The sequence below is a fragment of the Halohasta salina genome (genome assembly GCF_024178165.1).
Taxonomy (GTDB): domain Archaea; phylum Halobacteriota; class Halobacteria; order Halobacteriales; family Haloferacaceae; genus Halohasta; species Halohasta salina.
Window position 1 is genome coordinate 718,146 of the sequence record NZ_JAMZIE010000001.1, and the last position, 25,776, is coordinate 743,921.

The following is a 25,776-nucleotide window of genomic DNA, read 5'->3' on the forward strand; positions in this document are numbered from 1 at the left end:
GTATCACTGTACGTGACCTAATGAATCGCGAGTTCGTCGGCGTCAGCGAGTCCGACAGCCTCGCCGAGGCCGCCGAGCTAATGCGTGCGGAAGGCGCCACCGCGGTCGTCGTCCTCCGTGGGTCGGAGCCGATCGGGACGCTCTCGCCGGCGGGGGCGATGGCCGCGATGCTCGATGCCGACCCCGAGTCGACCACCGTCGGCGAGGTCATGGCCCCGCCGGTGCCGACCACCGACCCCTCGACGCCGCTGTCGGTTGCGGCCCAGCAACTAGTCTCACAGGGGGTCTCCCACCTGCTGGTCGTCGACGAGGGGGCGGCGGTGGGGCTGGTGACCGACCGAGAGGTGTTGGCGGCCAGCGGGACCACCCCCGCCGACGAGGCTCCGGCCCCGGCCGCCGAGGCCTCGACCGAACGGACCGCCGAGCCGGAGCCGGCACCCGCCGACGAGTCGGTCCAGAGCATCTGTGAGGTCTGTGGCTCGCTGGCCCCGGAGCTGTCGACGGTCAACGGGCAGGCCGTCTGTGCGGACTGTCGGGCCCACTGATGGAGATCACACAGCCGACGACCGCAGCCGTCGAGCCGCTCGTCGACTGTAGGATGGAGTTGGCGGCCGACCAACAGCAGTACGGCTCCCGGCTGTCGACCGAGGCCAACCGGCAGGCGGTCTCGGAGACGATCGCCCGCCACATCGTCACCGGCGGGCTGTTGGTTGCCCGCGAGGACGAAGCGATCCGCGGGTTCGTCATGTACCACGTCGAGGACGGCCGCTACCAGCAGGACGAGACCACCGGCATCATTGTCACCCTCTACGTCCGGTCGGAGTTCAGGGACGACGGCATCGGCAGCGAACTGCTGGCAGCCGCCGAGGAGCAGTTGGCCGCCGAGGGCGTCGACACAGTCACGCTGGAGGTGCTGGCGGCCAACGACGACGCCCGGCGGTTCTACTCGCGGCAGGGGTACCGGACCCATCGGCTCGAACTCGCAAAACGGATCGAAAACGATACACACTCAAAGGACGAGGGGTAATCGACGGCTGCGCGCTAGGAGAGCATGGGCGGTTCATGCACTCGACTTGTAATCGAGACTTCCAGGGTTCAAATCCCTGTCCTAGCTTTCCTCGTTTCTCGCCGGTGCTGATTTCGGCTGGGTCGCCGATACGTGTCGACGCCGAATCACGCCGACGTTGTTGGCGACGTTTGCGGTCAGTGTTCGGAACGCATCGGCGGTCTCACCCTCGTCGAGAATGACCGGCTCGCCGCCGTCGCCGCCGGCTCGCACGGCTGGATCGAGCGGGAGCGCGCCGAGGAAGGGGAGGTCCTCATTGTCGGCCAGTTCCGCACCGCCACCGCTGCCGAAGATGTCATGTTGGCCGCCGCAGTCGGGACACCGGAACGCCGACATGTTTTCGGCGATTCCCAACACTGGCGTTTCGTGCTGGCCGAACATCCGGAGTCCTTTGACGGCGTCGTCGAGGGCGACCTGTTGGGGCGTGGTGACGATCACCGCGCCAGTGAGGGGCAACGTCTGGAGCACCGTCAGTTGGGTGTCGCCGGTTCCCGGCGGCAGATCGAGGACGAGATAGTCGAGTTCCCCCCAGTCGACGTCGTCGACCAACTGAGTCAGAATCTTGTGGACCATCGGGCCGCGCCAGATCACGGGGTCGTCCTCGCCGACGAGGAAGTCCATACTCATCAGTTTCATCCCGTAGCGCTCCGGCGGAATGAGCGTCTTGTCCTCGGTGGCCTCGGGTCCCTCGTCGCTTTTGACCATCCGGGGGACGTTTGGGCCGTAGATATCGGCGTCGAAGAGGCCGACCCGGGCGCCGAGTTGGGAGAGGCCGGCGGCGAGGTTGACCGCGACCGTCGACTTGCCGACGCCGCCCTTCCCGGAGGCGACGGCGATGATGTTCTGGACGTTGGGCAGCACCTCGTCGTCCGACCCCAGCGAGTTGGGGAGGCCGGCGCTGATCGAGAGGTCGACGTCGGAGGCCTCTTCCGCGAAGACCTCCCGCACGTCGTTGGCGATCTCCGATTCGTGGGGGGCGTAGGGGGCACCGAGGGCCAGCGAGACGTTGACCTCGTCGTCGCTGGCGTCGACCGCGTTAACGAGTCCCAGCGAGACGATATCGTCGCCGAGATCCGGGTCCTCGACCGTCGACAGCAGTTCAAACACGGCGTCGTCGTTCATAACTGTCACTCGGCGCGACCGCTGAATAAGGATTTGGTCCGCGTACGTCCACCGAGCGACGGGGTTACTCGATCGTGGCCGTCGCGTTGGCGGTCTGGCGTTCGTTCACTCGCAGTTCGACCGTATATTCGCCCGGTTCTTCGGGGTTGTCGACGGCGGGATACACGACGGTGACGACGTCACCCGACTGGAGCGTATACCCCGACTCAAGAGTGATATCGAAGGAGTACGCGTTGTTGTTGACGCCGCTGATGTGGGTTTCGTTGAACGTGTGTTCGGCGGTTCCGTCCCCGTCGGAGTCGACGCCGATCTCGATCTCGTCGTGTTGGGCCGCGCTGACGACGAACTGCTCTCTGGGATAGGTGGCTCCGATTTCGCTCAGTTCCTCTCCGGCAGTCGTCTCGTCGACCGTGATCCCGAGCGATTGAGTTACCTCGGTCGCACCGGCGGTGTCGTTTTCGATCGACGTCCCGTTGCCCGCATCCGATCCGTCCCCCGCGGGCAGTCCGCTACAGCCCGCAAGGGCAACGATCAGCACGAGCCCGATCGTCTGGAGAAGCTTGTTCACAGGAACGCGTGACTATCTGTCGGTGAATACCTTATGGGACGGAGACAGAACTATCGGTAGGACGGCGGTGGCGAGTGTTATTGACGTTATCGGCCGTCGACGACCGTCCCGGCCTGTTCGCCGTTTAAGAAGTCGCCAACCGAGTCGGGGCCGAAGATGTGGGCCGGCGCGCCGAGCGCGAGGAGTTCCCGGACCTTCCCGGCCATCCCGCCGCTGACGTCGGTCGACTCGCTGTCGCCGAGCACCGACGCAACGTCCTCGAAGGATCGGATCTCGTCGATCACCGCGTCGTTTTCGTCGAGCACGCCCGGCACGGTCGAACAGAGTCCGACACGAGTGGCCTCCAGCGAGTCGGCGAGGCTGGTGACGATCTCGTCGCCACTGAGAACCGTCACCCCTTCGCCCGCGTGGGCGATCACGTCGCCATGCAACACCGGAACGAACCCCTCCGCGAGCAGCCCGGCGGTAGCGTCGACCGGCAACGAGAGCACTCCCTCGTGGTCGCGGGCGGCGACGGAGAGTGGATGGACCGGGACGGCGGCCACGTCCCGCGTTTGGAGGCGGTCGACCACCTCGGCGTTGAGCCGCTTCATCGCGCCGTGGATCGCGGTCACCGCCGCAGCCTCGTCGCTCCCGTCAGTCGTCGACACCCCGTGTTCGGCGGCGTGGACGTGGCCGAAACTCCCCCCGCCGTGGACGACGACGAGCCGCCCGGCGTCGGCGTCGACTGCTGCCGCGACGGCGTCGACGACGCCATCGAGCGACGCGTCGTCGACCGTCTCGGGCGAATCCTTGTCGGTGATGACGCTGCCGCCGAGTTTGAGGACCACGAGATCGTCGGTCATTCGTCCTCCTCGACACGGACGCCCTCGGTCGCCAGTTCGGCACGGAAACTGTCCTCACAGCCCGGCGTGTACCGGAGGCTGGTCCGGGTTTCGTCGGTGCGGTCGAGGGCGACGATACAGCCGCCGCCGCCCGCGCCGGTCAGTTTCGCGCCCTCAGCGCCGGCCTCACGGGCGGCCCACACCATCGTATCCAGCGACCGTGAGGAGACGCCCAGCGCAGACAGCAGTCCGTGGTTGATGTTCATCAGATCGCCCAACTCGGCGATCAGGTCGTCGCTCGGTGCGGCGTTCGGATCGGCCTCGCGGAGCAACTCCTCGCCCGTCGAGACGATGTCGCCGATAGCCCCGACCGTATCGGCCGCGAAGTCGTAGCGATCCCGGAGCGCACGGACGTCGGCGACCAGTTTGCCAGTGTCGCCCGCGCCGCCGTCGAAGCCGACGACAAAGGGGAGGGTCGGCGTCGACAGCGTGGTACAGTCGTCGCCCTCGACCCGGACCGCCCCGCCCATCGCCGAACAGAAGGTGTCGGCGCGAGAGGCTTGGCCGTCCTGGACTTCGTACTCGGCCCGGTAGGCACGGTCGGCGATCTCCCGGCGGTCGAGCGGTTCGCCCAGCGCGCGGGTGGCGGCGTCGATGCCGGCGACGACGACGGCCGCCGACGAGCCCAGCCCCGCGCCGAGGGGGATCTCGCTTTCGACGGTAATATCGAACCCTGCCTCGGGGGCATCGGCGGCCTCCCGTGCCTGCCGGACGGCGGCGTCGACGTACCCCATCGCGGCGTCCAGCAGGGGTTGGGGGACGTCGACGTCCGGTCGGTCGTCGGTCGAGCCGGCGTACTCGACGACGAACCCGTTCAGCGAGAGGTCCGCCGCCTCGACGCGGACGTGGTCGTCGTCGCGCGGTTCGGCGGTGACTGTCGCCCGCTTTTCGATCGCACACGGGACCGCCGGCTCGCCGTAGACCACCGCGTGTTCGCCGAAGAGGTAGACCTTCCCCGGCGCACTGACGGTCGTCATCGTCCCCTCGCGGCGGCTCGCATTCGGCTCCGACTCATGTCGTAGGGTTGTATGGCGAGGGTTTTTATATGTCCCTATAGATAACTCGGAACGCGAGACGCCAGCCGCTCGGCGGATGGTCTCCGCGATCGAGGTGTGGCACGCGCCCTCCTCGAGGGAATTGGGAATGGACGTGTGGTCCGCCCCGTGCGGACCGATTTTTACTGTTCGGTGAGCCGCGTGACCGCCCGGGAGATCTCGTCGATGGTCGCGGCCTGCTGTTCGTTGGCGGCGGCGATCTCCTCGGCCTCCTCGGCGACGGTCTCGGCCTCCGCGACGAGTTGGTCGAGCATGCTGGCGACCTCCTCGGAGCTCGCGGCCTGCTCGTCGGTCGCATCCGAGACTTCCCGGATCCCGTGGGCCGTCTCCTCGACGGCGTCGGTGATGTCGTCGAGCAACTCCATCGCCTCGTCGACGCGCTCGACGCCGCGTTCGATCTGTTCGGTCGTCGCATCGAGGCTCTCGACGGTCTGTTCGGTGTCGCTTTCGATAGCCGCAACGAGATCTTCGATCTCTTGGGCGCGCTCCTGTGAGTCGCTGGCGAGCGATTTCACCTCGTCGGCGACCACCGCGAACCCCTCGCCGGCCTCGCCGGCACGGGCGGCCTCGATCGAGGCGTTGAGCGCGAGGATGTTGGTCTGCTCGGCGATGTCGTTGATCACCTCGACGACCGCGTTGATCTCGCCGACCCGCTGCTGGAGTTCGTCGACGTCGGTCGAAACCTCGTCGACGGCCGCGCCGACGTCGTCCATCACGCCCATCGCGTCGTCGGCAGCCGTCTGGCCGTCCTCGGCCAACTCTTGGGCGCGCTGGCTGTTCTGTTCGACCTCGGTGGCACTGGAGGCGATCTCCTCGACGGTCGCGCTCATGTTGGAAACCTCGCCGGCGATCGACTGCACGCGATCGGACTGTTCGGTGGCCAGCGTCGAGATCTCCTGTGAGGAGTCCGCAACGTCGTCGGAGGAGCGCTGGAGCTCTTCCATCGGCGCTTCGAGGTCATCTTCGACCTCGCGGGCCAACTGCTCGCGGCGTTCGACCTCCGATTCGAGTTGCTGGCCGTAGGAGTGGAGATAGGTGTCGGCGACGACCTGCATATCGAGGTTGATAACCCGGAGCACCGACGTGATATCGGCCCGGAGTTTTTCTACCTCCTCGGCGACGATCTCGTCGACGGCCGCCAGCGCCCCCTCGCCGGTCCCGCCGTCGGTGGCGGCCCCACCGATCCGATCCCGGAGCCGGTCGCCGAGGCGTTCGGTCGTTCGGTCGGCCAACAGCGGCAGAATGAGGTCGTAGTAGACCCCGTACTGGCCGATATACTGCTTCATCGGCATCTGGATGATGTCGTGGAGCTTGCCGATGCGGGCGCGGTTTTTGAAGTACTGCTGGTCGTACTCGCCGCTGGCCAGCGTGGCGAAGTAGGCCTTCTGGGTCTGCTTGAGCGCCTCGACGTTCTTCTCCGAGCGGCTGATGACCTCGACCGTCTCGTCGTACTGGGTGAGGTTCTCGTAGAACTGCTCGGCGATCTCTTCGGTGTGGGCCTCGAACAGCGGTGCCAGCGCCGCCAGTCGCTCGGCGTCGCTCTCGTCGAAGTTCACGAACTCCTTGCGCCACGCGATCTCTTCGGGGTCGAGCCCGATCTCGCGAACGAGCGAGTCGGCGTCGACCTGATCGTTGAATCCCCCTTGGCCGAATACCGCCGCGTAATCGGTCATATCGTGATAGAGCCCGACACGGATATTTATATGTGTAGTGTGGAAACTCAGGATTGATATTTGGCTCCCGCCGATCAGAACGGTGGCTCACGGATCTCGACACCGCTGTCGGATCGGCGCACCAGTGCCGAAACCCCTGTGGGCGTCTCGACGAACACCGCCTCGCCGCCCGGCGTGTCGACGGTCTCCTGAAGCACGTTCTGACAGTGGACGCCGCCCTTCGTCGTCGGTTCGTCGTGGCGGGTGTGGCCGACGACCTGCGGCGGCGCGTCGACCGAGAGATGGTCGAAGTGAAGCCACACCAGCCCTGCCTCGGGCCCTTTGAGGTGGTTCCGGCCGACGCCAAGCACCTGCGGGTAGTCGGTGACGATCCGGCCCTGTGTCGCCACGTCGGCATCGGTTCCGATCGCCTTCCGCAGGTCGGCCGCGGCCGCGACGAGTGACTCGTTGACCGCACTGACGTCGTAGGGCTCGTCGGCTCCGGCGTGGGCGTAGGTGACCGCGTATCCCTCGTAGGCAGCGACGACGTGGCCGTCGACGATCGCCTCGCAGAGCCGCCGCCGGGCGTCGTCGTCGAGCTGTCCCGAGTACCACTCGTCGAAGCCGAACTGGTCGGGCGACAGGGCCAGCGCCTCGTGGTTGCCGAGTGTGAGTCGCACGCGGCCAGGCGGGGCCTCCTCTATGAGCCGGGCGACCAGCGCGAGGACACCCTCGTTGGCCGGGCCGCGGTCGACGAGGTCGCCGTTGAACACGAGGACGTAGTTCTCGTCGGCCCAGTGGAGTCGACCGTCGTCGCCCTCGGTCACGACCGGCGCGAACTCGGGGTGGTCGGCGAGGGTCAACAGCGCGCTCCGGGCGGCTTCGAGATAGCCGTGGATATCGCTGATCGAGACGATCGTCGGCGGGTCGGCAGCCTCATCGGCGAGGGCGTCGACGCCGTCCCGAAGCGAGTCGTCCAGCGGTGGATCCGGTAGCTGAAACATTGGTGTGTACTGACGCGCGCACAACACATAATGGTCCGCGATGCGACCGGTCAGGTAGTCCAACCACACGATGCACCCGTTTCCATCCGTTCCCCACATCGACGATGCCCCCACCGAACTTCTGGAGTCCGGTCACCTGTGGCTGCTCGAAGCGGTGGCCGGCGCGCCGCTTCGGTTTCGGCTCTTGGAGTCGGGACTGATCGAGTTCGGCGACGCCAATCGGGTCTACGAGACCCCCGACGACCTTCCGCCGCAGTACGGCCACGCGGTACGGCACGTCCAAGACACGCTGGACCGCGAGGCGCTCCGGGCGGCCGTCGACGACGTCGAGGCGATCACCTTCTTCGGGCAGGCGACCCAGTACCGCGGGGTCGACTACGATTGGGAACGGATGCCCTCGTTTCTCGGCACCGACATCTGGGCGGCCGACACCGAGCGGTTCCGCCCACCCGATGCGGTCGACGGGATCTTCGACCGGCTCGGCCTCGATGCGGTCACTCCGATCGCACAGGAGGTTCGCGCCCGCGATTTCGACCCCGCCAGCTACAAAATTCCGGAGTCGGCGTGGTACGACGGCCCGGCCGCGGGCGTCGTGATCCGCGACAAGTCGGGCCACCGCGGGCGGCTCCCGAACCCCGACGTCGACGACGAGCCCACGGCTCCGGACGACGTGACCGCGGTCGACCTCGCCGATCGCTATGGCAGCGACGAGCGACTGGCCCGGCTTCGGGAGCGCCTGCGCACCGAGGGCCAGTCAGTCACCGTCGACGCCCTTCTGGAGCGTATCCTCGAGTCGGCGCTCCGCGAACTCGATCCGCGGCTGTTCGAGACGGGGGTCGACCGTGGAGCGGTTCGCTCCGAACTGGCGGGCCGCGTCCAGCGGTTTCTGAACGATCAATAATGAGTAATGCGGCGTTCTGTTGGCTCCGACCCGACGTGGGACGTCGATACACCCCAAGAGACTTTTTATGCCGCATGCCCTATGTACCGATACTTGAATGACGGGACACGAATCTCGACCTCCCGGTGCGGACCACGCAGCCGATCTCGAATGGTGCCACGAGACGGTTCAGGGGGTCTCTCGGACGTTCGCGCTGACTATCGACGTGTTGGAGGAGCCGATGGCGGACCACATCTGTCTGGGCTATCTGCTCTGTCGGGTTGCCGACACTATCGAGGACGCGGGCCACATCCCGCCGGAGCCGCAGGCCGCTCTCCTGCGGCGCTACGACGCCGCGCTCGATCCCGACTCCGAGGCCGACATCGAGGCGTTTAGAGCCGCCGTCGACGAGTGGCTTCCACCCGCAGACGAGCGGTCGGCCGACTGGACGGTGGTCGCCGAAGCCCCGCGCGTCGTGGCGACCTTCGAAGAACTGCCCGCCGACGTCCAGGCGGCGATCGTTCCGCCGGTCCGTGAGTTGGTCGACGGGATGGCGATGTTCGTCGACCGACACGCCACCGAAGGCGGCCTCCGGATCGACACTCGCGACGAACTCGAAGAGTACTGTTACTACGCCGCCGGCACCGTGGGCAACCTCATCACGAACCTCCTGACCCGCGGGGATCTCGCCGCCGAGCGCCGCCAGCGACTGTACGATACGGCCGTCGAGTTCGGGCTGCTGTTGCAGCTCGTGAATATCTCGAAGGACGTCTACGACGACTACACCGAGGAGAACAACGTCTACCTGCCCGCCGAGTGGCTGGCCGACGAGGGGATCGATCAGGAGGCTGTCGTCGACCCCGACAACCGGGACGACGCCGCCAAGGTCGTCAGCCGGACCGCCAGTCACGCCCAGTCGTTCCTCGGCGACGCCGAGGGGTATCTCAAGGCGATGCCGCTGCGGCACGGCAACACCCTTGCGGCGTGGGGTGTCCCCTTCCTGCTGGCGGTCGGTACCCTCCGAGAGCTCACTGCCAACCCTGAAGACGCGCTGACCGAACGCGGTGTGAAGGTCTCCAGACAGGAGGTCTTCGCGGTGATGAGCGCGATGCGAAACGAGGGCAAAGAGTCGCTGAGCGAGCTCCGGAAGACAATCTCCCAGCGGCCCTACCATCTGGTCGCACAGAACGCCGACTAACTCCCGTTTTCGGCACCCTTCGCGGTTCGATTACGACTCCTCGACCGCGTCGACCGTCGTTTGACACGCCGCGGGGACGCTCCGAGCCTGTAGCGTCGCGGCCGTATACGCGGCGATCACGTCGTCGAGCCGGGTGACGCGAACGTCGCCGTCGAACCGCGTGAGGCGGTCGTCGGCGTGACGCACCGAGCGGGCCGCCTCGGCGAGCAGCGGACGCGCGAGGTCGACCCGCGGGCTTTCCTCGAGGGCTGTCGTGATCGCGTCGACCGCCGTCGCCCGCCGGTCGCCGACCGCGGCGGCCGTTTCGGGGCGGTCGAGTCCCCCGTTGAGGCGGTCGCCGAGTCGGTCGGCAGCCCGTAGTGCCGTGAGCGCCTCGGTCGCCGCCAGCAACCCGCTGGCCGGGCCGATGGGATCGTCGGCCCGTTCGATGTTCGAGTCGGCGCCGTCGTGGATCTCGTCCCACAGTCGCCAGCGAAGGCGGTCGTCGCCGTCGGGTTCCGGCGGCAGGTCCTTTCGGCGGCGCTGCAGATCCGTCCGCAGCGTCTCGGTGGCCGTCGACAGCCTGTCGGCGACCGACCCCGCCCCGTCGGGCAGCGTCGACCGAACCCGGTCGTAGACGTGTTGGGCGTCCGAAAGCTCCGCCCGCGCCGACTCGACGTACTCGCCCCACTCGGCGACGGCCAGCAGGCGGCTCGATTCCGTGCGGGCCGGCGTCCGTCGGTCGTCGAGCGCCGAGTCGAGAAGCCGCTCGGCGCGCCCGTAGCCCAGCGCCGCCTCGATCGGGTCGACGCCGAGATACGCGAACTCGGTGCGGAACGATCCGGCCTCGTCGAGGATCCCACGGTGTTCGGTCCGGAGATCCGACTCCGTCAGGTCGCCGTCGGCGAAACTCCAGCCGGCGGCCGCATATCGGGCCTCCGACCGCGCCCAGCGGAGTTCGTCGAGCGCAGTCAGGCGGCTCGGTGCGGTTCGGGCCGCCGCGACGCGCTCGGTTGCCTCGCCGGCCGCGTCGGTGAGCCGTTGACGGATGTGTCCGTTCGGCACGCTCTCGGCCCCGAACGGGATCGGGAGTGCCGCCAGCAGGTCGTCGACACGCTGGGCCGACGCCCGAAGGTGGGACTGCTCGATTTTGACCGGCAACTCGTCGGCGACGATCGGGTCGGCATCCTCCGGAGCGAGTCGACGAAGCTCGGTCGCACGGATCGACTCGCTGCCGTCGTCGATCGTCTCAGGGGTTCCACAGCCTGCCAGCAGCACCGCCCCCGCGGCCGCCAGCACCCCGCGGCGCGTCGTCGACGGCCGGCTCATGGCTGCTCGCTCCCGTTCGATCGGTTCGTGCGGTTCTCTTCGGCCTGCGGCTGTCTCGGACGGCACGCACTGCTACTGGTGCTCGATCCGAACCGGTTGATCTCGTCGGCATCGAGGGCGACCGGCAGCCGGATGAGCCGCGACTCGAAGACCCGTCTGTCGGCGGTACACTGCTCGTCGTACGGTCGCAGCAGCCGGCCGTAGTCGGTCTCGATGCCGGTGTCCCACGCGATGTAACACAGCGAGAGCCGGAAGCACTGGCGTACCTGCTTGGTTTCGAGGTAGAGCGTTTCGCGTTCGAAATCGGTCGACGAGCGGAACGACGCGAGGTCGCTGCTGGGAGCCTCGCGGTGGCTGTCGACCGACTCGTCGACGACGAGCCGGTCGGCCGTCGCCGTGTCGTCGACCACTTTCGTGCTGGGACGGTGGTCGTCCGGTCGGCGGGAGCTGTCGGCCTCGTCGCCGTCGTCGGCGAGTCGGATCGGCGGCCGGTCGGCGTCGGCCCGGCGGAACAGGACCGCCGGATCAGTCGCCGCCTGCTCGGGGATCGTTCGCCCCGGCCCCTCGGTAGCCGACCCCGACCGGCTCGTACTGCTCTCGGAGCCGAGACAGCCAGCCACTCCACCGGTGGCGACTGCGGTGACCGCGAGAAACTGCCTGCGCGTGTGAGAACTCATCAGAACAGCGATATCTAAAAGCGGCATTTAAAAATCGGTTCGGGAGATGTAAACACCCGTTTCAGTCATTCCGCGCGGTCGAAAGCAGACGAATCCACGCGTTTTTATCCGTGGTAGCGGAAGGGGTGGCTATGAGCTTCGAAAAGGACGACGAGGCCGTGCTGCACGACAAGCACAGCGAGTACGACGGCGAGACCGGGACGATCACGCAGGTCGTCGAGAACATGTTCGGCGACGCAACGTACACGATCAGCTTCGAGGGGGGCCAAGAGACTGGCGTTCCGGAAGACGATCTCGAAGCCGTCGACGGCAACGCTGACGACGACTCCGACGCCGACGAGGAGTAGTCCCGACCCGAGCGGTTTTTCCCTTCGGTCACCAAGAGACCACTCATGCCGAGAGTGCCGTTTCATTACATCGATCTCCGGACCTTCTGTTATGCGACTGAGGACGAAAAGCGGGTCGAGGAGGCGATCCGCGCGTTCCTCCCCGAGGAGTTCGCCCTCGATCGCATGGAAAACACCGGCCACCACGGCGACCGGATCGTGGTCCTCTCGGCGCGCGTCGAGAACGCCGACGAGATGCGACACGTCCTCGACCGGTTGGCCGAACTCGACGCCATCGATCGAGTGCTCGATGAGTTGGACGAGCGGGTCGACGACAACTGCTCGTTTTTCATGCGACTCGACAAACAGGCCGCCTTTCAGGACGAGATCCGACTCGGCGACGGGATCACCCTGCGGGCGAAAGTCGAAGCCTACCCCGCGAAACACGAGGCCGCGGTCGAAAACGCCCGCGAGGCGTTGGCGAAGAACACCTAGGGCGTCTTACTCGTCGACCCACTTGATCGAACAGCCACGCGACGGCAGGTCGTCGTGGGCGACGTCCTCGCCGGCCAGCACCGACTCGATCGCCGCCCGAGCGTAGAACTCGGTGGGCTCGTCGTCGGGGTTCAACGCGTCGTCTAGTCGGCCGTGGTAGGCCAGTTGCCACTCGTGGTCGACGCGCCGGAAGAGGAACGGATCGGGCGTACAGACCGCGCCGTAGGCACGGGCGACGTCTTGGCTCTCGTCGTAGAGATAGGCGTCGTAGTCGATGGTGCCCTCCTCGACGAGGTCGACCATGCTGTCGAAGTCGTCGTCGGGGTATTCGGGGTTCGCGTTGGGGTTAATGCCGACGACCGCCGCGTCGTCGAACTCGTCGGCCAGTTCGTTGAGGAACTCGAACTTGGCCTGTGCGTAGGGGCAGTGGTTGCACGTAAAGACGACCAATAGGGCGTCGTTGTCGGCGAACGAATCGGGCGTGTAGCTCTCACCGTCCGTGCCGGTCAGTTCGAAGTCGGGTGCGGCGTCGCCGCGGTCGAGTTCGGAGTCGGATTCTTTGAGTACCATACGCGCCCTACGGGAGCGAAGATCAAATGCGTGGGTGATTCCGGCTGGTTTCAGACACGGAAACCGTGAGCCAGTCTTATGCGACGGTCGGTTCGTGGGTCCACACATGACGCCTGTTCGATCGGTTCGCGGTTCGTCGACCGCTATCGGTGGAGCCGACCGGCTCGCTCCCACTCGCCGGAGGTGGCTCCGGTGAGAACTGACCGCCCGGTGTCGTGGTGGCTGCTACGGGTCGTCGTCGTGGGGATAGTCGCCGGTGGGATCGTCGGCGTGGCGGCCGGCACCGCCGACGCGAGCGATCCGCCGATCCAGATCGAGACCAACGTGACCCCCGAAGAACCGGTTGTCGGCGAGGATGTCAGTATCGAGGCGACGATCTCGAACCTCGAACACGACGAGGGCCGGAACGTCGACGTCCGCTACGTCTACCTCCGTGAGGCCGGCACGCTGAACGACTACGACCGGTTCCGGCGGGTGGGGACCGTTGGCTCCGGCGGCTCGCTGTCGATCCCGCTGTCGGTGACGTTCGACGATCCCGGCCAAAAGCGGCTGGAAGTCGAGATCACGACACAGTATTCGGACGAAGACGGCGAGATCTACACCTACCGCCAGCCGGTGTTCGTCGACGTCCAGGAGTCCGAACTCCACGGCGAGGTCCGGCTCACCAGCGTCGAGGCCGTCGGTGGCAGCGCGGTGACGATCGAGGGCGACGCCGCCAACATCGGCAACACCGACGTCGAGTCGGTGCTGCTGAGCGTGCCCGACACCGGCAACGTCTCGCCACGATCGCCGAACGGCGAGTACTTCGTCGGCGGGGTCGACGCCAGCGAGTTCGCTACCTTCGATCTGACCGCTGACGCCGACCCAGAGGCGGAGTCGGTCCCGGTCGAGATCACCTACATCGTCGACGGCGAGCGCATGACGAAAACCCAGCAGGTCGACCTCGGATCGGCGAACCGCTCGGCCCCGGCCCCGTCGACACAGGCGGCCGCAAGCCACTCGCCGCCGGCCGCCGGCCCGCCGGCGTCGGGCCCGCCACTGGTGCCGATCGGGATCGCCGTCGGGCTGCTGGTGGTCGGTGGGATCGGGATCGCGCTGTGGCGACGCCAATGACGGTCATCGAACTCGACGACGTGGTCAAACGCTACCGGACCGGCGCCGAGGAGATCACCGCCCTCGACGGCGTCGACTTCCGGGCCGACCGCGGGGAGTTGGTGACGATCATCGGCCCCTCGGGGTCGGGGAAGTCGACGCTGCTCAACATGATCGGCCTGCTCGATACGCCGACCGCGGGGGGCGTCCGGCTCGACGGTCGGGAGGTGACCGACTTCAGCGAGGCCGAACTGACCGCCGAGCGGCGCTCGGGGATCGGCTTCGTCTTTCAGAAGTTCCACTTGCTGCCGATGCTCACTGCCACCGAGAACGTCGAACTCCCGTCGATGTGGGACACCGGCGTCGACAGACGCGACCGCGCGGTCGACCTGCTCGAACGCGTGGGGCTGGGCGATCGGCTCGACCACCGACCTTCTGAGCTTTCCGGCGGCCAGTCCCAGCGCGTGGCCATCGCCCGGTCGCTGATCAACGAACCCGAGATCCTGCTGGCCGACGAGCCGACCGGGAACCTCGATCAAGACACCGGCGCGACGATCCTCGACGAACTCACACGACTCAAAGAAGCCGAGGAGATCGCCATCGTCGCGGTCACCCACGACGAACAGTTGGTCGACTATGCCGACCGGGTCGTCCGGCTCGTCGACGGGGTGATCCAATGAGTATCGCCGATCTACTGTGGCGCGTCCCGAGCGTTCAGATGGCCTGGCGGAACCTCGGCCGGAACCGCGTGCGGACGGCGCTGGCGACGCTGGGGATCGTCATCGGCGTCGTCGCCATCGCCTCGCTGGGGATCGCCGGGGTCGCCCTCCAGCAGCAGGCGACCGCGGATCTCGGGGATCTGAGCAACGAGGTGACCGTCACGCCGGGCGAGGACGCCGCCGAAGAGGGGATCACCGACGAACAGGTCGCCACCATCCGCACGATCGCCTCGGGGTCGACGGTCGTGCCGGAGAAGACCAACGTCACGGCGATCGAATCGCGGAACGGTAGAGAGGTGCAGGTCCGGGTGACTGGTGTGACGCGGGCGAGTGCACTCTACGGGTTAGCTAGCGGCGACGCCCCCGATCGGCTCCGGTCGGGTGCGCTGCTGTCGAACACGACCGCGACGAACCTCGGGCTCGAACGCGGCGATCCGATCGAGTACGACAGCCGGCTCTACCGGATCGAGGGGCTGATCACGTCGACCGAGGGGTTCGGCTCGGCGACCGGCGGTCGACTGGTGGTCCCGGTGTCGGCGATGAACGACCAGCAGTACTACGATTCGGTCACGATATTTACCGACGGCAGGGAGGCGACCGCCCTCACCGACGATCTCGAAGCCCGGTTCAACGAGGGCGGCGACGAGCAGGTCGATGTTCGGAACTTCGCGGACGTCCAACAGCGGGTCGGCTCCTTCTTCCGGACGCTCAACCTCGCGTTGCTCGGCATCGGCTCGATCTCGCTTGTGGTCGCCAGCGTCGCTATTCTGAACGTGATGTTGATGAGCACGATCGAGCGCCGCGGCGAGATCGGCGTCCTGCGCGCGGTCGGTATCCGGCGCGGAGAGGTCCTTCGGATGATCCTGACCGAGGCACTGTTCCTCGGGATCCTCGGCGGGATCCTCGGCGCGGCCGTCTCGCTGGGGGTCGGACTGGTGTTGTTCCACCTGTTGACCGACGATCCGCTGCTCGTATTCCAGTGGCGGAGCGCCCAGTACGTCGTCTACGGCTTCGGCTTCGCGGTGCTCGCAAGCGGGCTCAGCGGGCTGTATCCGGCGTGGAAGGCCGCCACCAACCGGCCGGTCGACGCTCTCCGCGGCTGACTGCCCTCCGCGGTTGACTGCCTTCCACGGCTGACTGGTGGACGCCAGCCGGCTATCGCTGCCGGTCGGCCACGTTCGGCTCCGACTCGACGGCCGGCACGTCGACCAGCGTGTGGCCACACTGTCGACAGTAGCGGTCGTCGTCGGAAACGGCCGCGCCGCACCGCGAGCAGTCGGCGCCGGTCGCAGTCGAGGCCTCGCGGAGCCGGGTCGCCTGCCACGGGATGAGCACGAAGCCGACCAGCACCGCAATAACCGTTATCCAGCGTCCGAGCACCGTTACCGGGATAATGTCACCGAAGCCGACAGTCGAGACGGCGATGACCGTGTAGTAGAAGGCGTCGCCGAAGTTCGAGATCTCGGGGTTGGCCCCCACCTCGGCCGAGTAGACGAAGCCGGTCGCAATGAAGAATATCAGGAAGATCGTCACCGAGAGTTCGGTGCGGCGGATCGTTCGGATGGGTAGCGATTTGCCGAACAGTTGCTGTTCGTCGACCAGCAAGCGGAGGAACCGAAAGATACGCAGCGTGTAGAGCCCACGGAGAAAGACCGCGCCCGGTCCCGGAAACAAGAACAGTGGGAGGATCGCCACGAGGTCGACGACGGTGTAGGGATCGGTGATCTCGGCCCATCTGTCGGGGGCGGACTCGACGCGGACGACGTACTCGCCGAGGAAGACGACCGCGAGGGCGACTTCGAGGTTCCAGATAACTGCGGGGTAGGGTGCGGGGAACTCGTAGGTCGACAGAATGTACAGTAGGATGAACGCGGTGTTGAGGACGTACAACAGCGCGTTCGTCGCTCTGCCCGCTGGCGTCTGGCGGTCCCGGAGGAGAAAGCCGATTCGGTCGACGATAGCAGGAGACATGGCGGCGGTATCACGTAGTTGGAGACCGCACACAAAACCGTACCTACGTCGCTACGAGACCAGCCGGATCAGCACGAACAGCGAGGCCAGCGAAGCCACCGTCGTCGCAAAGACGTTGACCGAGGCGAACTCGCTGTCGCCGCCGAGTTCGCTGGCGAAGACGTACGTCGACACCGCCGTCGGCGTCCCCAGCATGATGATCGATGCGGTGAACGCCGCGGGATCCACGTCGAGCGCCGAGAACGCCGCCCACGCGATGGCGGGCATCACGACGAGTTTCAAGCCGATCACCGAACCGGTCGACCGCCAGTCGAAGGCCGCGTCGACCTGTAGCGTCGCGCCGACACAGACCAGCGCCAGCGGTAGCGCCAGCCCGGCCAACACGTCGAGGACAGCCACCGCAGGGGCGGGGATAGCGATGCCGAGGGAGCCGACCACGATGCCGGCGACCAGCGCGATCAGGACCGGATTTTTCCCGAGTTCGAGCAACTGCGAGCGAAGTTGGGTGTCGGCTCCGGTGGCCGAGACCAGCACCAGCACGGTGATCGGGACCTGCGTCAGCGAGCCGATCCCGAGGACGACGCTGGCGATGGCGGTTACCTCGGCGTCGAACGTCGCGGCCACCAGCGGGAGGCCGAGGTAGCCGAGGTTCGAGTGGTACGACTGGACGGTAGCGACGCTGCGGCGAGCCGGAGTGCCGCGGTGGCTGTTGAGGAGCCACGCGAGGGCCGCCGTCGACCCGAGGACCCCGACCACGCCGACGAACAGTCCCGGCGTCAGCAGGGCGGCGATATCCTGGTCGTAAGTCGCCGTAAACACGAGCGCCGGCAGCGCCCCGTAGTAGGCCACCGTATTGAGTCGGGCGGTTCGGCGACGGCTCAACAGCCCGGTCGACCGGAGGCCGGTCCCCACCAGCAGCAGGACCAGTAGCCCGAACAGCCGGAGTAACACCTCCATACCGGTGGTGCGTAGATGGCGGATATGACACTCACGGTTCGCTGAAGATTGCTGGCGGTAGCTACCTCCTCAAATATGTCTAATAGTAATATTTAAGAGAAAAGTATTATTACAGAAAATCCCGTACCGACAGCTACCGATGAGCGTTCACGACGATCCGACCGCAAGCGCGGAACCGGCGACAGGTGACGGAGCCGATCGATGGGCAGCCATCCGCGGACTCCCGCCGAGTTCAAAACTCGTCGCCAAGACGCTGGACCACCACGACTCGCTCACCCAGAGCGAACTCGCCGAGGAGACGCTGCTGTCGACCCGAACCGTCCGAGAGGCGGTCTCCCGACTCGAAGCCGCCGACGCCGTCGACTCCAGAGTGTCGTTCCGGGACGCACGCAAACAGCTCTATAGCCTCACGATCTGACCCCGTCGACGAGTAGTGACTACCGTGAGTAGTCAGTGATACCGAGATTAGTCAGTGACTACCAGTCTGATGTTCCGTCCTACGGCCGGGTAGCCACTGCATACTACCGTGGGAGGACGGTCGACGCCCGCTCCGGAATGGGGTTTATTCCACGGTCACGAGATAGACCGCGAGCACGGCAAATCCGATGCCGGCGATCTTGCGTGCGGTGACGGACTCGCCGAGGAAGGCCATCCCGAAGATCGAACTCGTCACCAGAAAGAGACCGAAAACGGGCGTGACGACGCTGACAGGGCCGAGCGACAGCGCCCGGTAGTAGGCCAGAATGCCGGCGGCCAGACAGATGCCGGCGGCAACCGCATACGGGAGCTTCGAACTGCCGAGATGTGGCGTGACACGCTGGTCGGTGCCGACGACGACCGCCAGCGCGCCGACGACCAGAATCGAGTTCGAGATGATCGTCGCCACGTCGCTCGGGATCGCCTCCGAACCGGTGGTCGCTACCCGCATCAACAGCGGGACGAACGTGTAGGCGACCAATGCGCCGAGCGCCCACGGGAGATAGCTCATACCGGCCGTCGACCCCCGGCGAAGTTATCGGTTCTGAACTGGTCGACCCGGTGGGTCGTGCGACCAGTTCTCAGGGGAGTGTCGCAAATAATATGCGGGCGGAACGGACAGGTGAGGTATGGACACCAAACGCGAACTGTTGTCGCTGCTGTCGACCGATGCCCGCGAATCGACCGAGGACATCGCCCGACAGCTCGGCGTCGACCCCGAGCGCGTCGAGGCGTTGCTCGACGAACTCGAAGCCGAGGGCACCGTCCGGGGGTATCAGGCGGTGGTCGACTGGGACAACACCGACGACCAGCACGTCGCCGCCTTCGTCGAACTCAACGTCGAACTCAACCGCGAAACGGGCTACGAGGAGATCGCCGACCGGATCGCCCGGTTTTCCGAGGTCGAGTCCCTGCGGTTGGTGTCCGGTGATTACGACTTCGCCATCGAAGTCACGGGCGACTCGATGCAGGACGTCTCGCAGTTCATCTCCAATCAGATCGCGCCGATCCCGGAGATCACCCAGACGGTGACTCACTTCATCATGGAGACCTACAAGGAGGCCGGCATCGACTTCGGGGATCGGGACGGCGACGACCGCCTTTCGGTTTCGCCATGACGCTCCAGCCCAACGACCGTGTCGCGGGGGTCCCGGAGTCGGGTATTCGAAAGTTCTTCGAGTTGGCCGAGGAGCGCGACGACGTGATCTCCCTTGGCGTCGGCGAGCCCGACTTCTCGACGCCGTGGGCCGCCCGGAGCGCGGCGATCCACTCGCTGGAGGAGGGCCGGACCTCCTACACCTCGAACCGCGGTATGAGCGACCTACGACGGTTAATCAGTGACTACTCACGCCGCTGGGACCACGAGTACGACCCCGAAACGGAGGTCCTCGTCACAACAGGCGCAAGCGAGGCCGTCGACCTCGCGTTGCGGACGTTCGTCTCGCCGGGCGACACGGTGGCGATCCACCAACCCAACTACATCTCCTACCAGCCGGGCATCGAGTTCGCCGGCGGCGAGCCGCTGGGCGTCACGACGACGGCGGCCGACGACTTCGCGCTGACGCCGGCGGCACTGGCGGAGGCGGGAGCCGAGGAGGCCGACCTGCTCGTCTTCTGTTACCCGAACAATCCCACCGGCGCGGTGATGGATGCCGACGAGATCCGCGCGGTCGCCGAGTTCTGCGTCGACAACGACATCGACGTTATCGCCGACGAGATCTACGCGGCGCTGACATACGACGGCGACCACACCTCGATCGCCTCGATGCCGGGGATGCGCGAGCGGACGATCGTGATCAACGGCTTTTCGAAGGCCTACGCGATGACCGGGCTCCGGTTGGGGTACGCGCTGGGACCGGCCGCGGCGATCGAATCGATGAATCGCGTCCACCAGTACACGATGCTGTCGGCCCCGACGACCGCCCAGTACGCCGCTATCGAGGCGTTACGGAGCTGCGAGGACGCCGTCGACGAGATGGCCGCCGAGTACAACCGCCGCCGACGGTTCGTCCTCTCCCGGTTCGAGGAGATCGGCCTCGACTGTTTCACCGCCCGCGGGGCGTTCTACGCGTTCCCCGAGTGTGGCGGCGACGACGAGGCCTTCGCCGAGGACCTCCTGAAAGAGGAAGGCGTCGCCGTCGTTCCCGGACGCGTCTTCGGCGAGAGCGGGGCGGGACACCTCCGGGTCTCCTACGCGACGAGCATGCGGGAACTCAAAACCGCGATGAACCGGATCGAAACGTTCTGTCGGAACCGGTAACGCGGGTCGACGGCGGGTCACACCGGGAGTGACTACTGGCCGGCCGGCGCGGATGTCCGGTAGCGACAGATCTCGTTGCCGACCTGTCTGACCTCGTGGGTCGACGGGAGCCGGTTGGCGGCTCTGATCTCCCGTTCGATCCAGTCGGCGAGGGTGTACATCGCCTCGGTGCCGCCCTGTCGGTCGACGTCGACGAGGATCTGCTCGTAGGCGCTCCGTCGACAGTGGGCCTGCTGGCGGTCGATGCCCTGATCGAACCGGTCGAACGTGTCCGCGATAGCGGTCTCGATCCGCCAGACGGCGTCGGATACACCCATACGTCGTGGTACACTGACTCACAGTAAAACCGTTCTCGCCGGTTGTCGCCCGGCTACGAACGGGACAGTTGTCGAAAACGAACGGACGGACCGGACGGTCTACTCCAACTCGAAGGTCTCGTCGTCGGCGTTCAGATCGAACTCCTCGTCGCCGTCGGGGGCCTCGAAGGCCTCGTAGAAGCCGACGAACTCGTCGTGGTCATCGAGCGAACTGACGGTCTCGTCGAGTTCCTCGCGGAGCTCGGCGAGCCGCTCGGAGAGCTCCTGGTACTCCTCGTTGTTTTCCAGCGACGAGCGACCTTTTTCGGACTCCAATAGCGCCTTTTTCGACGCCAGCGAGTAGAGTTCTTGTACACCCTCGTCGTAGGAGTTCCGGGAGAGCAGGTCTTCGACGGTCTCGATGAGCGTATCGCGGGTCACCGGCTTGACCAGATAGGTATCGAACCCCATATCGATGATGTCGAAATCGGGTTCGACGGCTGTGACCATCGACACCGGACAGTCGATTCCGCGCTCGCGGGCGGCATCGAGTACTTCGTCGCCCGACAGTCCTGGCATCCGACGGTCGAGCAGCATCACCGAGATCTCGTCGTCGAGTTTTTCGAGGGCCTCTTCGCCACCGTAGGCGGTCCGGACACGGTAGTCCGCCTTCAGCCACGTGGCGTACAGGTCCGCTAGATCTGGTTCGTCCTCGACGACGAGAACGAGTGGGCTGTCGTCGTTCATGGCTCCCTGAATCCCTCGGCGATCACACTTTCCTTGTGGTAGGCGAGGCCATATGAAAATACCCCTTTGCTTCGTGACTGGTTCGACATGGAGGGCAGCGAATATGGGACAAACATTGATGGACAGGCTGTGCTACGTTATACCATCCATCTGGCGGTTATAAATATTCTGATTATAGCGAAGTACCGTCGGGATCATTGCCGGCCGTCGACGAGGGCCCGGCGGTGAACCGGACTACTCGGGACTGTAGTTCGGTGCCTCGTCGGTGATCATCACGTCGTGTGGGTGGCCCTCGGTTTGGCCCGCCGCCGAGACGCGGACGAACTCCGACCGCTGCTTGAACTCGGGGAGCGTTTCGGCACCGACATAGCCCATGCCCGATTGCATCCCGCCGACGAGCTGGTGGAGTTCGGAGGCGAGCGTTCCCTTGTACGGGGTCGCGGCCTCGACACCTTCGGGGACGAACTCCTCGCCGTCCTCGTCGTCCTTGAGGTAGCGGTCGCCGCCGCCGGATTTCATCGCGCCGACACTCCCCATCCCGCGGTACTGTTTGTACTTCTTGCCGTTCATCGTGATCACGCGGCCGGGGGCCTCCTCGGTGCCGGCGAAGTAGGAACCGAGCATCACTGCGTCCGCGCCCGCGGCGACGGCCTTGATCGCATCCCCGGAGTAACGGATTCCGCCGTCGGCGATGACGGGGACGTCTTCGGGCGCTGCGACATCGGCGACCTCGGCGACGGCAGTGATCTGTGGCATCCCCGCACCGGTGACCACACGGGTCGTACAGATCGAGCCCGGCCCGATGCCGACCTTGATCCCGTCGGCGAAGTCGACGACCTCTTCGGCAGCCTCGCGGGTGCCGACGTTGCCGACGACGACGTCTGCGTCGACGAGTTCCTTGATTTCGCGGGCCGATTCGATCACGTTGAGGTTGTGGGCGTGGGCGCAGTCGATGAACAACACGTCAGCGCCGGCCTCGTCGGCGGCGGTCGCGCGGTCGGTCTCGAAGGGCCCGACAGCGACCCCACAGACCAGCCGTCCCTCGTCGTCGCGGGCGGCCTCCTGGTGTTCGCGGCGTTGGAGGATCCCCTGCATCGTGATGAGGCCGACGAGCGTGTCGTCGTCGTCGACGATCGGGACGCGCTCGATCTTGTAGTCGTACATGAGTTCGAGCGCCTCGCGTGCCTCGACGTCCTCGCCGGCGGTGATGACCTCGTCGGTCATCGCTTCCTCGACGGTGTCGGTCTCACCGACTTCGAGGAACGGTCGGATATCAGTGCCCGAAATGATGCCGAGAACGGTGTCGTCGTCGTCGACGACCGGTGCGCCCGAAACGCCCTCGCGGTTCATCATCGCGTCGACGCCGCTGATCGTCTGTTCGGGGGCGGCGGTGACGACGTCGTCCCGTCGGATCATCAGTTCGTCGGCACGCTTGACGCGTTTGACCTCCGCGGCCGTCTCGTCGACTTCCATGTTCCGGTGGAGCACGCCCATCCCGCCCTCGCGGGCCATCCCGATGGCGGTGTCGCTTTCGGTGACCGTGTCCATCGCCGCCGAGAGGATCGGAATCGTCAGCTCGACGTTCCGGGAAACCCGTGTCGAGAGGTCCGCGTCGTCCGGTTCGATCCGGCTCTCCATCGGCCGAAGCAGCACGTCGTCGAACGTCAACGCCTCCGGCACCTGTAGCTTCTCGGAGAAAGAACCCGCTGAACGGTGATTCGCCATATAAGCCGTCATCGGGGATCCGGCAAAAACGTTGCGAGTCGGCACGCCCGTGAGGATCCGACACAGCATACCGACCTACTTATACAGAATCGTGAACAGGTTCGCGGTTCTCCGGCCGACGTGTGCAGTGTCGTGAATACATTCGCTGATCCGTGTGTACACATCCCACACGAACGATCGTGATATATCTGTGCCTGCCGGCAGATCTCACACACATTCGTCGAAATATTGGGCTCAAAACCACATTATATGTGCTTATTTCGTGTTAGGCTATGGCTACTAGGTAAGAATCTGCCGAAACGACTACTGTGTTTCGGATACCCACACAACGTTTAAGCGAGTCGGAGCGCTACCTGTAGATATGCGCACCCAGTGGAACACCGCATCGCGCACGGCCGGTATCGAGCAGCAGCGCTCCGGCAGTCGCTTTACACCGCTGCGCAAGCAGTCGGCGGTATCCACACTGGGAAACGGGTTCGGCGTCGTCGGCAACCACGCCGAGCGAGCCCGTCGGGAGTTGCGACCCTATCGCCGGTTGGCCGCTGGTGACGGCCATTAGTCGGGTATGAGCGTTTCACAACACCCAGTCGCACTCCAGTTGGAGCGGCGCGTGGGTGGTGCCACCCGGCTACTGGCGACGGTGATGGCGCTGCCGTTGGTCGACGGGATCTTCGTGGCGCTGTTGTTGGCGGGGACCCTCGATTCGCCGCTGGGCATGCTCGAAACCGGGCTGCTCATCTTCGGCGGGTCGGCCACCGTGGCCGTGATCCTTGCGGAGATGGACGACAGCCCGCGGGCGCTGGTCGGCCCGATCCTGCTGATCGGCGCGGTCGTCGTGCCGGTGGCCGCCATCGAGGCCGTCTTCGCGGTGACCATCGAGAGCGTCCTCGATATGGCCGTCTTCGAGCGGTTCGCCGGGCTAGTGATCCTGACGGTCGCCGCCCAGACCGCTAGCTCGAAACTCGGCGAGTTGTTGCCGAGTCCCGGCGTCATCATCGGGCTGGGATTGATCGCTAGCCTCCGGCCGGACGGGCTGGTGATCGACCCGCTTGTCGACCCCGCGTTGATCGGCCGGGCGGCCGCGACCGCCGGCATCGGCGTCGCTTTCGCGCTCGTGGTGGCGCTTGTCGCTCCCCAATTACGGGGCCGCGTCGACATCGACCGGTTCCGGTTCGGGAGTTCAGTCGCCCTCGGTGTGCTCGCCTTACCGATCCTCGGCGTCCTGGAGACCGACGCGCCGATCGCACTGGCGGTGTTGGTGGTCGCTGCGCTGTTCGCCTACGACCCCGAGGCCGCCACCGACCGCCCCGAGGAGGTCGACGCCGACCGATCGGCCGGGGTAGCCGACGCTGCGGCCCCCCGCGACGAGTCGGTGCTCACCGGCGAGGATCCCGCGGCCACGATGGCCGTCGACCCCGAGCCGTCGACCGCCAGCGGCGACGTCGGCTACGGCGCGCCCGGCGAGGACAGCTCGCGGGCTCCGTGGCTCTGATCGACTCCCGTCGACACTGCTGCCGACACAGGAACATCTTAGGTGCCGAGCGTGCAACGCTCTCCATGAGCAACCGTGTTGTCGAAGGGCGGATGGTCACTGCCGAAACGCTCGCCGAGTTGATCGAGGGCGAGGCACCAATGGAGGCAACCGCGATCGAAGACGCCGACCGCGAGTGTCCCGATTGCGGCGGCAACGTCATCACTGTGGGCTACATGCCCAGCGTGACCGCCTTCGTCACCGGCTACAAATGTCAGGACTGCGAATGGCGCGAGAAGGACGACGAGTAGTCGGTTGCGGGGCCGCCGCCCTCGGGGAGTTGGGATCGAAACCTCTTTACAACCGATCACGCAAATAGAAGGTGAGGGGACGTGGCCAAGCCAGGCATGGCGACTGACTCCAGAGGCCACGCGCCCGGGACGACACTCCAGACTGATATACCGAGCGACCGACTGATCATCGGCTCGCGTTGACGACCCTCTGGAGTTCCGAGGCGCAGACCGGAGATATCAGTCGATCGGGGGTTCAAATCCCTCCGTCCCCATCCCGAAATTAGGTGTTTCTTCACCAAACGTAAACCTTCGAGCCGACGGTCTATTTCGTGTGTGATACGGCAATAAGCCAAGATACAAACGGACAGGCTCAGCTCTCGCTGTTCGGAACGGATTCGAGGTCGACCAGTAGCCCACTGGCAATCGACTGCGACGCTGGATTCTACGAATCACTACAACCATCGCTGAAGCGTTGCCGCGTTTTTTGTCGGAGGGATCCAGTGATGGCGTATGGTTGCGGCGTCGACACGCTGGTCGATCTACGCCGGCAGCGCCGCGTTCATCGCCGGTGCTGTGGCGGTCGGCTCGCTGGGAGCGATCGCCAGAACACTCAGCACGGTGCTGGGGCTCCCGACCGGCGACGCGGCGATCTTGCTCCCCGCACCGGGTGCGGTGCTGGGCGGCGTCGTCTGGTGGGCGGTCGTCGAGCGGCGAGCCGCCGTCGACTACCCCTCCGGAGCAGCCGCAGGGTGCCTGACGGCGGTGCTCACCGTCGGCGTTTGGACCCTGCTCGTGGCACTCGTCTACGGCCCGGGTGTGATTTTCGTCGGCGAAACTCTGCTCGTGATTGCGATCGCAGTCGTCGTCACCACCCCATTCGGGGCCGTCATGGGGGTTGCGGTGACCGCCGCCCGACGTCTGGGCCGCGTCGACCCCGCCGATAGCTCATCCGGCGTGGAGTAG

The 25,776-nt window shown here is 65.9% G+C and carries 31 protein-coding genes and 2 tRNA genes; 18 read left to right on the forward strand and 15 right to left on the reverse strand.

The genetic code is table 11. The features are described 5' to 3' along the window. Window positions 1–20: 20 nt before the first annotated feature. From NKJ34_RS03635 to NKJ34_RS03645, 3 genes are all read left to right on the forward strand, one after another. A complete protein-coding gene (locus NKJ34_RS03635; protein WP_253736893.1) occupies window positions 21–545 on the forward strand; it encodes a CBS domain-containing protein in 525 nt (174 codons plus the stop codon). Then, window positions 545–1,027, forward strand: coding sequence for a GNAT family N-acetyltransferase (locus tag NKJ34_RS03640; RefSeq protein WP_253736894.1), 483 nt, complete (start codon window positions 545–547; stop codon window positions 1,025–1,027). Before NKJ34_RS03635 ends, NKJ34_RS03640 begins: the two co-directional genes overlap by 1 nt. A gap of 13 nt (window positions 1,028–1,040) precedes the next feature. Continuing rightward, window positions 1,041–1,114: transfer RNA gene (locus tag NKJ34_RS03645), tRNA-Thr, on the forward strand. Here NKJ34_RS03645 and NKJ34_RS03650 read toward each other — a convergent pair. The 6 genes from NKJ34_RS03650 to NKJ34_RS03675 form a co-directional block, all read right to left on the reverse strand. Then, window positions 1,109–2,188, reverse strand: a complete 1,080-nt coding sequence (locus NKJ34_RS03650) for an Mrp/NBP35 family ATP-binding protein (protein ID WP_253736895.1) — start codon at window positions 2,186–2,188, stop codon at window positions 1,109–1,111. The two genes, NKJ34_RS03645 and NKJ34_RS03650, sit on opposite strands and share 6 nt — an antisense overlap. Window positions 2,189–2,252: 64 nt before the next feature. After that, window positions 2,253–2,756 (reverse strand): hypothetical protein, encoded by a 504-nt coding sequence (locus NKJ34_RS03655; RefSeq protein WP_253736896.1) that lies wholly within the window; start codon window positions 2,754–2,756, stop codon window positions 2,253–2,255. 86 nt (window positions 2,757–2,842) lie between these two features. Further along, window positions 2,843–3,601 (reverse strand): isopentenyl phosphate kinase, encoded by a 759-nt coding sequence (locus NKJ34_RS03660; RefSeq protein ID WP_253736897.1) that lies wholly within the window; start codon window positions 3,599–3,601, stop codon window positions 2,843–2,845. After that, the gene (gene mvk / locus NKJ34_RS03665; RefSeq protein WP_253736898.1) at window positions 3,598–4,617 is read right to left on the reverse strand and encodes a mevalonate kinase; all 1,020 of its coding nucleotides are present in this window, start codon (window positions 4,615–4,617) and stop codon (window positions 3,598–3,600) included. Before mvk ends, NKJ34_RS03660 begins: the two co-directional genes overlap by 4 nt. 200 nt (window positions 4,618–4,817) lie before the next feature. Beyond that, window positions 4,818–6,368, reverse strand: a complete 1,551-nt coding sequence (locus NKJ34_RS03670; protein WP_253736899.1) for a globin-coupled sensor protein — start codon at window positions 6,366–6,368, stop codon at window positions 4,818–4,820. A gap of 74 nt (window positions 6,369–6,442) precedes the next feature. Then, a complete protein-coding gene (locus NKJ34_RS03675; protein WP_253736900.1) occupies window positions 6,443–7,351 on the reverse strand; it encodes a metallophosphoesterase in 909 nt (302 codons plus the stop codon). Window positions 7,352–7,421: 70 nt separating this feature from the next. Here NKJ34_RS03675 and NKJ34_RS03680 point away from each other — a divergent pair, with 70 nt between their 5' ends. Together NKJ34_RS03680 and NKJ34_RS03685 are read left to right on the forward strand one after the other, a co-directional pair. Continuing rightward, window positions 7,422–8,252 (forward strand): RNA ligase family protein, encoded by an 831-nt coding sequence (locus NKJ34_RS03680; protein ID WP_253736901.1) that lies wholly within the window; start codon window positions 7,422–7,424, stop codon window positions 8,250–8,252. A gap of 97 nt (window positions 8,253–8,349) precedes the next feature. Next, window positions 8,350–9,429 carry a phytoene/squalene synthase family protein gene (locus tag NKJ34_RS03685; protein WP_253736902.1) on the forward strand — a complete coding sequence of 360 codons (1,080 nt, stop codon included), beginning with the start codon at window positions 8,350–8,352 and terminating at the stop codon, window positions 9,427–9,429. Between the two features lie 30 nt (window positions 9,430–9,459). Here the strand turns inward: NKJ34_RS03685 and NKJ34_RS03690 are convergent, their stop codons facing one another. Both NKJ34_RS03690 and NKJ34_RS03695 read right to left on the reverse strand, forming a co-directional pair. Beyond that, window positions 9,460–10,737 carry a hypothetical protein gene (locus NKJ34_RS03690; RefSeq protein ID WP_253736903.1) on the reverse strand — a complete coding sequence of 426 codons (1,278 nt, stop codon included), beginning with the start codon at window positions 10,735–10,737 and terminating at the stop codon, window positions 9,460–9,462. Beyond that, on the reverse strand, window positions 10,734–11,414 hold the full coding sequence (locus NKJ34_RS03695; RefSeq protein ID WP_253736904.1) for a hypothetical protein: 681 nt from the start codon (window positions 11,412–11,414) through the stop codon (window positions 10,734–10,736). Before NKJ34_RS03695 ends, NKJ34_RS03690 begins: the two co-directional genes overlap by 4 nt. A gap of 131 nt (window positions 11,415–11,545) precedes the next feature. Between NKJ34_RS03695 and NKJ34_RS03700 the strand changes: the two genes are divergently transcribed. Together NKJ34_RS03700 and NKJ34_RS03705 are read left to right on the forward strand one after the other, a co-directional pair. Next, the gene (locus NKJ34_RS03700) at window positions 11,546–11,761 is read left to right on the forward strand and encodes a DUF1918 domain-containing protein (protein ID WP_253736905.1); all 216 of its coding nucleotides are present in this window, start codon (window positions 11,546–11,548) and stop codon (window positions 11,759–11,761) included. 45 nt (window positions 11,762–11,806) lie between these two features. Then, the gene (locus NKJ34_RS03705; RefSeq protein ID WP_253736906.1) at window positions 11,807–12,235 is read left to right on the forward strand and encodes an RNA-binding protein; all 429 of its coding nucleotides are present in this window, start codon (window positions 11,807–11,809) and stop codon (window positions 12,233–12,235) included. Window positions 12,236–12,241: 6 nt separating this feature from the next. Here the strand turns inward: NKJ34_RS03705 and NKJ34_RS03710 are convergent, their stop codons facing one another. After that, window positions 12,242–12,805 carry a thioredoxin family protein gene (locus tag NKJ34_RS03710; RefSeq protein WP_253736907.1) on the reverse strand — a complete coding sequence of 188 codons (564 nt, stop codon included), beginning with the start codon at window positions 12,803–12,805 and terminating at the stop codon, window positions 12,242–12,244. A 192-nt stretch (window positions 12,806–12,997) separates the two neighbouring features. Here NKJ34_RS03710 and NKJ34_RS03715 point away from each other — a divergent pair, with 192 nt between their 5' ends. Genes NKJ34_RS03715 through NKJ34_RS03725 form a run of 3 tightly spaced genes read left to right on the forward strand, consistent with a single transcriptional unit; the run spans window position 12,998 to window position 15,719 of the window. Beyond that, window positions 12,998–13,918 (forward strand): COG1361 family protein, encoded by a 921-nt coding sequence (locus tag NKJ34_RS03715; protein WP_253736908.1) that lies wholly within the window; start codon window positions 12,998–13,000, stop codon window positions 13,916–13,918. Continuing rightward, window positions 13,915–14,577, forward strand: a complete 663-nt coding sequence (locus tag NKJ34_RS03720) for an ABC transporter ATP-binding protein (protein WP_253736909.1) — start codon at window positions 13,915–13,917, stop codon at window positions 14,575–14,577. Before NKJ34_RS03715 ends, NKJ34_RS03720 begins: the two co-directional genes overlap by 4 nt. Continuing rightward, window positions 14,574–15,719 carry an ABC transporter permease gene (locus tag NKJ34_RS03725; protein WP_253736910.1) on the forward strand — a complete coding sequence of 382 codons (1,146 nt, stop codon included), beginning with the start codon at window positions 14,574–14,576 and terminating at the stop codon, window positions 15,717–15,719. Before NKJ34_RS03720 ends, NKJ34_RS03725 begins: the two co-directional genes overlap by 4 nt. A gap of 52 nt (window positions 15,720–15,771) precedes the next feature. On the opposite strand, the gene NKJ34_RS03730 is transcribed toward NKJ34_RS03725, so the two are convergent. Beyond that, window positions 15,772–16,587 (reverse strand): ion transporter, encoded by an 816-nt coding sequence (locus NKJ34_RS03730; RefSeq protein WP_253736911.1) that lies wholly within the window; start codon window positions 16,585–16,587, stop codon window positions 15,772–15,774. Window positions 16,588–16,638: 51 nt separating this feature from the next. Beyond that, the gene (locus NKJ34_RS03735) at window positions 16,639–17,544 is read right to left on the reverse strand and encodes an AEC family transporter (RefSeq protein WP_253736912.1); all 906 of its coding nucleotides are present in this window, start codon (window positions 17,542–17,544) and stop codon (window positions 16,639–16,641) included. Between the two features lie 139 nt (window positions 17,545–17,683). Between NKJ34_RS03735 and NKJ34_RS03740 the strand changes: the two genes are divergently transcribed. Further along, window positions 17,684–17,962: a MarR family winged helix-turn-helix transcriptional regulator gene (locus tag NKJ34_RS03740; RefSeq protein ID WP_253736913.1), complete on the forward strand. Its 279-nt coding sequence runs from the start codon at window positions 17,684–17,686 to the stop codon at window positions 17,960–17,962. 144 nt (window positions 17,963–18,106) lie between these two features. Here NKJ34_RS03740 and NKJ34_RS03745 read toward each other — a convergent pair whose 3' ends face one another. After that, window positions 18,107–18,532, reverse strand: coding sequence for an EamA family transporter (locus NKJ34_RS03745; RefSeq protein WP_253736914.1), 426 nt, complete (start codon window positions 18,530–18,532; stop codon window positions 18,107–18,109). A 118-nt stretch (window positions 18,533–18,650) separates the two neighbouring features. Between NKJ34_RS03745 and NKJ34_RS03750 the strand changes: the two genes are divergently transcribed. Further along, window positions 18,651–19,139: an Lrp/AsnC family transcriptional regulator gene (locus tag NKJ34_RS03750; protein ID WP_253736915.1), complete on the forward strand. Its 489-nt coding sequence runs from the start codon at window positions 18,651–18,653 to the stop codon at window positions 19,137–19,139. Further along, complete coding sequence (locus NKJ34_RS03755; protein WP_253736916.1) at window positions 19,136–20,281, forward strand: pyridoxal phosphate-dependent aminotransferase; 1,146 nt, start codon at window positions 19,136–19,138, stop codon at window positions 20,279–20,281. The genes NKJ34_RS03750 and NKJ34_RS03755 overlap by 4 nt, the downstream gene beginning before the upstream one ends. A gap of 32 nt (window positions 20,282–20,313) precedes the next feature. Here NKJ34_RS03755 and NKJ34_RS03760 read toward each other — a convergent pair whose 3' ends face one another. From NKJ34_RS03760 to guaB, 3 genes are all read right to left on the reverse strand, one after another. Beyond that, complete coding sequence (locus NKJ34_RS03760) at window positions 20,314–20,598, reverse strand: hypothetical protein (protein WP_253736917.1); 285 nt, start codon at window positions 20,596–20,598, stop codon at window positions 20,314–20,316. Between the two features lie 99 nt (window positions 20,599–20,697). Beyond that, a complete protein-coding gene (locus NKJ34_RS03765; protein WP_253736918.1) occupies window positions 20,698–21,324 on the reverse strand; it encodes a HalX domain-containing protein in 627 nt (208 codons plus the stop codon). A 234-nt stretch (window positions 21,325–21,558) separates the two neighbouring features. Beyond that, the gene (guaB, locus tag NKJ34_RS03770) at window positions 21,559–23,049 is read right to left on the reverse strand and encodes an IMP dehydrogenase (RefSeq protein ID WP_253736919.1); all 1,491 of its coding nucleotides are present in this window, start codon (window positions 23,047–23,049) and stop codon (window positions 21,559–21,561) included. 361 nt (window positions 23,050–23,410) lie between these two features. Here guaB and NKJ34_RS03775 point away from each other — a divergent pair, with 361 nt between their 5' ends. The 5 genes from NKJ34_RS03775 to NKJ34_RS03795 all read left to right on the forward strand — a co-directional run bounded on the left by NKJ34_RS03775 (window position 23,411) and on the right by NKJ34_RS03795 (window position 25,776). Further along, the gene (locus NKJ34_RS03775) at window positions 23,411–23,608 is read left to right on the forward strand and encodes a DUF8099 family protein (protein WP_253736920.1); all 198 of its coding nucleotides are present in this window, start codon (window positions 23,411–23,413) and stop codon (window positions 23,606–23,608) included. 6 nt (window positions 23,609–23,614) lie between these two features. Next, entirely contained in the window at window positions 23,615–24,541 is a 927-nt protein-coding gene (locus NKJ34_RS03780) for a DUF5794 domain-containing protein (protein WP_253736921.1), read from the forward strand. Window positions 24,542–24,606: 65 nt separating this feature from the next. Then, complete coding sequence (locus NKJ34_RS03785) at window positions 24,607–24,831, forward strand: DUF5795 family protein (RefSeq protein ID WP_253736922.1); 225 nt, start codon at window positions 24,607–24,609, stop codon at window positions 24,829–24,831. Window positions 24,832–24,906: 75 nt separating this feature from the next. After that, a tRNA-Trp gene (locus NKJ34_RS03790) sits at window positions 24,907–25,085 on the forward strand. 238 nt (window positions 25,086–25,323) lie between these two features. Continuing rightward, complete coding sequence (locus NKJ34_RS03795) at window positions 25,324–25,776, forward strand: hypothetical protein (protein ID WP_253736923.1); 453 nt, start codon at window positions 25,324–25,326, stop codon at window positions 25,774–25,776.